Origin of the sequence: Kamptonema sp. UHCC 0994, assembly GCF_029167235.1 — a bacterium.
Lineage (GTDB): Bacteria > Cyanobacteriota > Cyanobacteriia > Cyanobacteriales > Microcoleaceae > Kamptonema.
The window spans coordinates 21,466-29,804 of record NZ_JARFTR010000051.1 but is presented as its reverse complement, the minus strand read 5'-3'; the positions used below and the strand labels follow the sequence as shown (position 1 = coordinate 29,804).

The following is an 8,339-nucleotide window of genomic DNA, read 5'->3' as shown; positions in this document are numbered from 1 at the left end:
GGTCAAGAAACCGCCCAGAGGGCGGCGTTACAAGTAATATTAGCTTTAGCCCTATTTAATGATGAGGCGCACCACTGTCAGCAAATCGTGAATAGTGAAAATGACTGAGTAGCGGATCTGATTTTTGCTGCTCTATCAAATCTGCAATCATTATAGCAGTTACCGGAGCCAATAATATACCGTTGCGATAATGACCAGTTGCTAATGTTAGATTATCCCAAGCACTAGAGCCTAAAATCGGCAATTCATCAGGTGTTGCAGGGCGAAACCCCCACCAAAACTCTTGAATTGGATAGTTTTGTAATTCAGGATAAAGCCGGATAGCTCTGGTTAGTAATGCTTGCATTCCCCAAGGTGTATTACCAGGAGTAAATTCTACATTTTCGCTAGTTGCTCCAATCACAATTTGACCATTTTTACGCGGAACGATGTAACTTTCATTACCAAATAAAACCATCTGAAGCCGCTGAGTGATAGCAATATTTTCTGGCGGGATACATACTGAAAGCATCTGTCCTTTTTTCGGATAAACAGATATAGGTAATAACTGATTTGACCACGCACCTGTTGCTAAAATGTAATGATTGGCTTGTAAGTCTCCGCTGGATGTTTTCACTCCTAAAACTTTACTTCCACTCCGAATTATTTCTTCTACACTTTCTTCGGCAATGTCAATTTTTAATTTCTTTGCTGCTATCTGGAGTGTCTGAAATAAAGCGCGGTTATCGACTTGAGCATCATTAGGATACCACCAGCCACCAATTATTTCATCGCTTAATCCCGGTTGGTGTTGATGGATAGCATCTTTGTCTAACCATTGACTGTTAACTGTTAACTGTTGGTTGTAATTTACTTCCTGCTGTTCATAAATTGGTGATAAAATTCCACAAGGCCAGTATCCAGTTGTTAACCCAGTAATTGTTTCTAATTTGTTAATCCAGCCTGGGTATAATGTCCGACTTTGGAGACACAAATTTAGCATAGGACTTGGGGGGATATTTTCAGCTTGCGGTGCTAGCATTCCAGCAGCAGCATTTGTAGCTGCTTGGTGGAATTCGCGGCTGAGAACAGTGACATGAACCCCTCGCAATTTCAATTCTATTGCTATTGATAGGCCGATTATGCCACCACCAATAATTAGAATGTTAGTAAGTATTTCGCCCAAAATTTCCTCAAAAAGCTATAATAATCTGTGTAATTTTACTCGAAAAAGGCTAGAGTATTTCTCCCCTTCCCTGTCAGGGAAGGGGATATGAGGTTAGGTGCTCCCTTGTTTGCTGAGCCGTACATCTCGCTCGATCCCTAAGATATTAAGTCTATCCTTGGGCTGTCCACACGGTGTCAGAACCTTGGCCCCATAAGCCGTCATATTTTGTCACGTTAATGTCACCTAAAACTTGAGTTTGGCAAGATAAGCGGCGATTAGACGTGGGAGAATGAGGAGGGAGTGAGAGTCGGGCTTTTTCGCGCCAAGAGGGTTCGGAAACTTCTCCCTCTACCTCAACGGCGCAAGTACCGCAGGTACCGAGTCCGTGACAGTTGACGATCGCAGCCTTGCCATTGTAGACGGCGATGTCATTTTTCAGTAACACCTGACGCAGATTAGCTCCGCGATCGCACTCTATTGTTTTCCCTTGAGCTCGTACTGTTACCATACAGATTCACCAAGATAGACCTATATGTTAATTTTCCTACATTTTGTTACAGTTATTTAAAATATGGCTAATCGCGAATGGCTAATCGCGAATGGCTAATGGCTAATGGCTAATGGCTAATTGCTAATGGCTAATTGCTAATCGCGAATGGCATTAGGACTGATCAAAAGAAACCGGGTTTCTATGAACAATTGAGATTTAGAAACTAGAGATATACGAAGAAACCCGGTTTCTGACGTGAGTTAACAACTAACAGTCAACAACTAACAACCAACAACTAACAGTTAACAGTTAACAGTTAACAGTTAACAACCAACAACTAACAACTAACAACTACCCAATGACACAAAATACTTCTAACAAACTGTGGATATACGATACTACTCTGCGAGACGGGGCTCAGCGAGAAGGCTTATCCCTTTCTCTGGAAGATAAACTGCGAATTGCCCATCAGTTAGACGCTTTAGGAATTCCCTTCATTGAAGGCGGATGGCCGGGGGCAAATCCTAAAGACGTACAATTTTTCTGGCGGCTGAAAGAACAACCACTAACTCAAGCAGAAGTTGTGGCATTTTGCTCAACTAGAAGACCCGGAACAAAGGCTTCTGAAGATGAATTATTCCAGCCAATTCTGTCCGCAGGTACGCGCTGGATAACGATTTTTGGGAAATCTTGGGATCTTCATGTTACTGAAGGTCTCAAAACTACTTTAGAAGAAAATTTAGCGATGATTCAGGACTCTATTGAGTTCCTTCGCTCTCAAGGTCGTCGCGTTATTTACGATGCCGAACACTGGTTTGATGGCTATAAACATAATCCTAATTATGCCCTCAAAACTTTGCGGGCAGCGGCTTTGGCTGGTGCAGAATGGCTTGTACTATGCGATACCAATGGCGGTACTTTACCCGATGAAGTTAGCTCTGTTGTGGAGAATGTTGTCAAGGCTTTCCCGGAACTAGGGATTGAAGAAGATTTTCATCAAGGCAAAATCCAACTAGGAATTCACACTCACAATGACTCAGGAGTTGCTGTTGCTAATGCTTTAGCTGCTGTGAGGTCGGGAGCGCGGATGGTGCAGGGAACTATTAATGGTTATGGGGAACGCTGCGGGAATGCTAATCTCTGCTCGTTAATTCCTAATTTTCAGCTAAAAATGGGTTATTCTTGTATTCAAAATGAGCAACTGAAAAAACTAACTCAAGCTAGCCGTTGGATTAGTGAAATTGTCAATCTTGCTCCTGACGATCACGCGCCTTTTGTAGGTCTTTCTGCCTTCGCACATAAAGGAGGAATTCATGTTTCTGCTGTTGAACGCAATCCTTTAACTTATGAACATATTCAGCCAGAACAAGTAGGTAATTTGCGACGGATTGTGATTTCCGATCAGGCGGGTTTAAGCAATGTTTTAGCTAAAGCTCGCAGTTTTGGGATTGAACTTGACCGCAAAAATCCCGCTTGTCGCCAGATTTTAGACCGTTTGAAAGAGTTAGAAAATCAGGGTTATCAGTTTGAAAGTGCTGAGGCTTCTTTTGAGTTGCTAATGCGCCAAGCTTTGGGAAAGCGGCCTCACTTATTTGAAATTAAAGGTTTTCAAGTTCACTGCGATAAGGGGGTGGGAGATGTTGTCAATTCCTTGGCTACGGTTAAAGTTGGTGTTAAAGGTGAAGATATTTTGGCGGCGGCTGAGGGAAATGGCCCGGTTTCGGCTTTGGATGCAGCTTTGCGTAAGGCGCTGACGAATTTTTACCCTGCGATCGCACAATTTCACCTCGCAGATTATAAAGTCCGGATTATTGATGGCGGTGCAGGTACTTCTGCTAAAACCCGTGTTTTAGTAGAGTCTAGCAATGGCCAAACTCGCTGGATGACTGTAGGTGTGTCTACAAATATCCTTGATGCTTCCTATCTGGCTGTAGTTGAGGGTTTGGAGTACGGTTTGCTGTTGGATAGTCAGGCGATCGCTTGTCATACGACATGATCGGAGAGATGGGGGAGGATGGGGAGTTGGAGATTTATGTCTCTTCTCTCTATTCTGATTCCTGACTTCTCAATTATTATTCAATTAGGAATTAGCAATTAGCAGGATATGTATTTATCTAACTGAAAAATCCTATAATCAGGGATTACCATTTTTACTGTCATCTACAATTGGTAATGTTAAATTAAAAATTAAAAATAGCATCACAAGTGTTTATTTTTGATTTTTGATTTTTGATTTTCAAGTACACCAAAGGGGTGCAATTTTTCCTAAATTTACGTTCAAAGAAGAGTAGAAGAGGAGAGCAAGAGAATTTCTCCTTGTTCCTTGTTTCTTGTTCCTTTGGCTAAGGTCTATCATGTTAACTTATTCTGCAATTCAGGCTATCGATCGCCATCCCTTAACTGCGTCGGCTTCCACGCTGACTCAAACAGCCATCGCTCTGATGGCTCAAACTCAAGCTAGTTATGTTTTAGTGGTAGAAGCAGTAGCAGAGGATTGGAAATTACTAGGAATCTTCACGGAAAGGGATGCAGTACGGATAGCGGCGGCTGGCTTGGTAGAATCTACTCTGGCAAGTGCAATTACTTCCGTTATAGTGACTATTAAAGAATCTGAATTACTAGATATTTCTACTGTACTCAATTTGATGGCTAGCCATCAAATTCACTATTTGCCAATACTAAATGACGCAGGTTTTTTGGTAGGTACGATCGAACAGTCAAATTTGCTGAAACTTTTAGTATCTGAAGATTATTTAACTGCTAAAGAGACACAGAGAAAAAGTGAAGAACACAATTTCTTAATTTTAAATGCACTCCCAGATTTAATATTTAGGGTTAGTGCCGATGGTACTTATTTAGATGTCAAGTCAGGAAAAGATGAAGATTTGCTGTTGCCGAGACAAGAGTTAATTGGCAAGAAGGTTGAGGCAGTATTACCATCGGCAATAGCTACTATAGCAATGGCATCAATACAACAAGCAATTGCGACAAATCAGGAACAGGGGTTTGAATATGAGCTGATAATTAATAGTAATAAACGTAACTTTGAGGCAAGGATTTTGGCTACTAATGAAGCCGAAGTTTTAATCATTATCCGTAATATTACAGAGCGAAAGCAAGCAGAGTTAGAACGGGATCGCTTTTTTACTATCGATATTGATTTACTTTGCATCGCTGGAACAGATGGTTATTTGAAACGAGTGAATTCAGCTTTTGAAAAAACTCTGGGATACAGTATAGAAGAATTACTAAAAACGCCTTTTATTGAATTAGTTCACCCTGAAGATAGAACTAGCACTCTTGCAGAAGTAGAAAAATTAATGAATGGGATTGTGAATGCACGCTTTGAAAACCGTTACCGTTGTAAAGATGGTTCGTACAAGTGGCTTTCGTGGAACTCTGCGCCTTTTAGTGAAGAAGGGTTGATTTATGCGATCGCGCGGGATATTACTGATAGTAAACAAATTCAGGATGTCATTGCTGAAGAAAGAGAGCGGTTTCGCCAAATGGCAGAAACTATCGATCAAGTCTTTTGGATGACCGATCCCCAGAAAAATCAGTTCCTCTATATTAGTCCCGCTTTCGAGCAAATTTGGGGAATTAGTTGTTTAGAAGTCTATGAAAATCCGCAATTGTTTTTTGACTTCATTCATCCAGAAGATCGCGATCGCGCCATCACCGCAATAGAAAAACAAATTCGCGGTGAATACGATCGAGAATACCGGATTATCAGGCGGGATGGGTCAGTGCGCTGGATTCACGATCGCGCTTTTCCGATTAAAAATTCCTTGGGAGAAGTCTACCGCATTGTCGGAGTTGCCGATGATATTACCGATCGCCACTATGCCAAAGTAGCTCTATACGAACGCGAACAACAATTTCGCGTTACCTTTGAACAGGCAGCAGTTGGCATTGCTCATGGAGGTTTAGACGGTGAAATGCTGCTGGTTAATCAAAAGTATTGCGATATTTTGGGTTACACCCACGAAGAAATGATTACTAAGACTTATCTGGAAATTACCCACCCAGAAGACCTCAATATTGACAATGATTATATGCGACAGTTGATCGCAGGTGAAATTCCATATTTTTCGATGGAAAAGCGCTACATTCGTAAAGATGGTAGTTGTGTCTGGGCGAATCTAACTGTTTCATTATTGCGATCGTCTGATGGTACGCCACAATACAATATGGCCGTCATTGAAGATATTAGCGATCGCAAACAAGCCGAAGCTGCTTTACAAGCAAGCGAAGAACGCTGGCAATTAGCGCTCAAAGGTAGTAATGATGGTATTTGGGATTGGGATATAAAAACTGGTGAAGTATTTTACTCCCCGCGCTGGAATGAGATATTAGAAGATCCAGACGGTGCGATCGCTAACAACTTAAATGAATGGTCAAACCGCGTCCATCCTGATGATATTGATGCAGTTCGGAGCGCGATCGCCAACCACTTTGCAAAAAAAACACCCTTTTACATCACAGAACATCGCATACAGTGCAAAAACGGTAATTATAAGTGGATTTTACACCGAGGCCGCGCTACCTGGGATGAAGCCGGAAACCCACTACGAATGGTAGGTTCCGCCACTGACATTACCGATCGCAAACAAGCCGAACAACACCGCAGCGAATTAATCGCCTCCCTCCAAGAAGCCAGAGATTCCGCCGAATCCGCAACTCGCGCTAAGAGCGAATTCTTAGCCAATATGAGCCACGAAATCCGTACCCCCATGAACGCCGTCATCGGCATGACCAGCTTACTACTAGACACCCCACTAACCCCCGAACAGCGCGATTTTGTCGAAACAGTACGCACCAGCGGCGACGCGCTACTGGCGCTGATTAACGACATTCTGGACTTCTCTAAAATTGAAGCCGGTAAGCTGGAATTAGAAGAGCAACCCTTCGATCTCCGCGACTGCATTGAGTCATCCCTAGATTTACTTGCTCCCAAAGCCGCCGAAAAAGGCTTAGACCTAGCCTACATCATTGACGGCTACGCTCCCAGCACAATCATCGGAGACATCAGCCGACTGCGGCAAATCCTAGTTAATTTGCTCAGCAACGCCGTCAAATTCACAGCAGAAGGCGAGGTAGTAGTTTCTGTCACCGCTAGAAATGGGGGAGATGGGGAGATGGGGAGCATTATTCACTTCGCCGTCAAAGACACTGGAATTGGCATTCCTGCGGAAAGAATGAACAGGCTCTTTCACTCCTTTTCTCAAGTAGATGCTTCTACCACCAGACAATACGGCGGTACTGGTTTAGGACTAGCGATCAGCAAACGCTTGTGCGAAATTATGGGTGGGACAATGTGGGTCGAAAGTGGCAACGTGGAAGGAGCACAGGAGCACAGGGGCAGGGGGGCACAGGAGAGATTTCCGTCTTCCATCTCCCCCGCTCCCCATCTCCCCCCATCTCCCCAAGGTTCCACGTTCCATTTCACGATCAAAGCATCCGAGGCCCCTAGTCAGCGGCGGCTGTACCTGAGTGGCGTACAACCGCAGCTAAGTGGTAAGCGGGTGCTGATTGTAGATGACAATGCTACTAATCGGCAGATTTTGCGGTTGCAAACTCAGAAATGGGGAATGATTTCCCAAGAAGCGGCCAGTGGTGTTCAGGCCCTTGATTATTTGACCCATTCAGAACTGTATGACTTGGCAATTCTGGACGTGCAAATGCCTCAGATGGACGGCCTGACTTTGGCCTCGGAAATTCAGAAATCCGATCGGATCGGGCGGATGCCAATTGTGTTATTAACCTCCATTAATTGTATGGTGGGAAGTGGTAATGCTGTTTGCTTGACTAAACCGATTAAACCTTCTCAACTTTATGAGGTGTTACTGAGTGTTTTAACGGGGCAAAGTCGAGTCCGAGAGAGCGATCGCACACTTTCGTTAACTTTAAATCCAACGCCTTCTACGCTGAGGATTTTACTAGCAGAGGACAATCTGGTAAATCAAAAAGTCGCACTGCGAATTCTAGAACGATTAGGCTACCGCGCTGATGTGGCGAACAATGGTTTAGAAGCGCTGGAAGCGTTGCAACGCAAAACGTATGATACCGTGTTGATGGATGTGCAGATGCCAGAGATGGATGGTTTGGAAACTGCTCGCTACATTAATCAGCATTGGCCAATTCAACGGCGACCTCGAATTATTGCGATGACAGCGAATGCCATGCAGGGCGATCGCGAAAAATGTTTGGAAGCTGGGATGGATGATTATATCACTAAACCTATTCAATTTACAGAACTGATACAAGCTTTATCTCAGTCTCAATCTCTTGGTAGCTTTTCTGCTCAAACTGCTGCAAATTTAACATCAGAGGCGATCGATCGTAAACTTTTACAGTCACTATTTCCAATTGATAACCAAGATGATTTAGAATTTTTAAATGATGTGATTGACAGCTATTTAGTAGATACTCCTAAACAATTACAAGCTTTGCGGGAAGCTGCATCCCATTCTGATACGAGCGCTCTGCAACGGACTGCTCATACTCTCAAGTCTACGAGTAGCAACTTTGGTGCAAAAAACCTATCAGAACTTTGCAAAGCTTTGGAATCTAGGGCTGGCGATGCTGCTCAAGCCAATAACGCCAGTGCATCTCTAGAAATGCAGGAGATAGTGTCACAAATTGAATCTGAATATGAAAGAGTGAAGGAAGCTCTTTCAAATTTAGATTTTCACTTGTAAA

Annotated in this window: 4 protein-coding genes; 2 read left to right on the top strand and 2 right to left on the bottom strand. The window is 43.2% G+C overall.

From position 1 onward, the window contains the following. Nucleotides 1–55 precede the first annotated feature (55 nt). Together thiO and PY364_RS05395 are read right to left on the bottom strand one after the other, a co-directional pair. A complete protein-coding gene (gene thiO, locus PY364_RS05400; protein ID WP_275521150.1) occupies nucleotides 56–1,165 on the bottom strand; it encodes a glycine oxidase ThiO in 1,110 nt (369 codons plus the stop codon). Nucleotides 1,166–1,316: 151 nt separating this feature from the next. Beyond that, on the bottom strand, nucleotides 1,317–1,655 hold the full coding sequence (locus PY364_RS05395) for a 2Fe-2S iron-sulfur cluster-binding protein (RefSeq protein ID WP_275521148.1): 339 nt from the start codon (nucleotides 1,653–1,655) through the stop codon (nucleotides 1,317–1,319). A gap of 340 nt (nucleotides 1,656–1,995) precedes the next feature. Here PY364_RS05395 and cimA point away from each other — a divergent pair, with 340 nt between their 5' ends. Together cimA and PY364_RS05385 are read left to right on the top strand one after the other, a co-directional pair. Continuing rightward, the gene (gene cimA, locus PY364_RS05390) at nucleotides 1,996–3,633 is read left to right on the top strand and encodes a citramalate synthase (protein ID WP_275521146.1); all 1,638 of its coding nucleotides are present in this window, start codon (nucleotides 1,996–1,998) and stop codon (nucleotides 3,631–3,633) included. Nucleotides 3,634–3,991: 358 nt separating this feature from the next. Further along, nucleotides 3,992–8,338 (top strand): PAS domain S-box protein, encoded by a 4,347-nt coding sequence (locus PY364_RS05385; RefSeq protein WP_275521144.1) that lies wholly within the window; start codon nucleotides 3,992–3,994, stop codon nucleotides 8,336–8,338. The last annotated feature ends 1 nt before the right edge of the window (nucleotide 8,339 follow it).